The 1,085-nt window shown below is 69.9% G+C and carries 2 protein-coding genes; one reads left to right on the forward strand and one right to left on the reverse strand.

The genetic code is table 11. The annotated features are described in order from the left end of the window. Positions 1–226: 226 nt before the first annotated feature. On the forward strand, positions 227–700 hold the full coding sequence (locus ACWD4P_RS38475; RefSeq protein WP_266560801.1) for a hypothetical protein: 474 nt from the start codon (positions 227–229) through the stop codon (positions 698–700). Between the two features lie 30 nt (positions 701–730). Here the strand turns inward: ACWD4P_RS38475 and ACWD4P_RS38480 are convergent. Next, the coding region (locus tag ACWD4P_RS38480; protein WP_449782852.1) for a Maf family protein at positions 731–1,085 on the reverse strand (355 nt) is incomplete at its 5' end.

Here is a 1,085-nt window from a genome sequence, read left to right on the forward strand (position 1 = left end):
GCCCGGGTACGCAGCCTTCCCTCTTGGAACCCTAGCCCGCCGATGTGGGCTAGGTCTCTGTGAGACGGTGCTGCGGCACTCCGGGATTCTTTGTGGAGTCCCTACGAATGGCCCAACGATTCTTTGCCTTGGGCAGACCCCTTGTCCCGAGGTTTACCCGTTAGTAGCGTTCGCGTTGTCTCGAACGTACTTGGGGTAACAGCAGTCGAAAGTGGGTGGGGTTCCGGTGGCACGCAGACCGGTGGCGTGGGTGGCCGCGATCGTGCTCTTCGCGGAGGCGATCGGTATCGCCCTGCTCAACTGGTTCCTGGGGCTGGTCGTCGACCGCCAGGACATGTCCCTGGCCGGGCTCGACCCCCGCGCCATGTCCGTCTCCGCCTGGATAGCCGGCGCGCTCTTCGGGCTCTATCTCGCGCTGTGCGCGATCGTCCTCGTACGCGTAGCCGTGCGCGACCGCGGGCCGGCCGGCTTCGGCCGCATCCTGCTGATCAGCGCGGCCGTCGTGCACGGGCTGCTCGGGGCGTTCAGCATCGGCCTGGTCGGCTGGCTCGCGTTCGTCTTCATGATGGTCGTGCTCGGGCTCATCGTGCTCACGCTGGTCGCCTACGACCGGAAGGAGCAGACGGACGGAGCGGAAGCGGGTGCGGGAGACGCCCCGGCGGGACCGGCCGAGGGTGGCGGGGCGCCTCAGCCCGTCTGATCGGCCCGGTCCGGGTGAGGCGAGCCGCGTTCAGTTCGCCCACAAGTCCGTGATGTTCACGCCCAGTTGGGCCAGCAGGCGGCGCAGCAGCGGCATCGACAGGCCGATCACGTTCCCGTGGTCGCCGTCGATGCCGTCGATGAACGGTGCCGAGCGGCCGTCCAGCGTGAACGCGCCCGCGACGTGGAGCGGCTCGCCCGACGCCACGTACGTGGCGATCTCCGCGTCGCTCGGCTCGCCGAACCGGACCACCGTCGAGGCCGTCGCCGACGCGTAGCGGTTCACCGCCGTGTCGCTCAGCGCGATCCAGGAGAGGTCCTTGCCGCCGGTCCAGCGGCTGACCGCCCCCGGCAGCCGGCCCTCGGCGTGCGCGGCCTCGTCCGCC

Source organism: Kitasatospora sp. NPDC002543 (genome assembly GCF_053594915.1).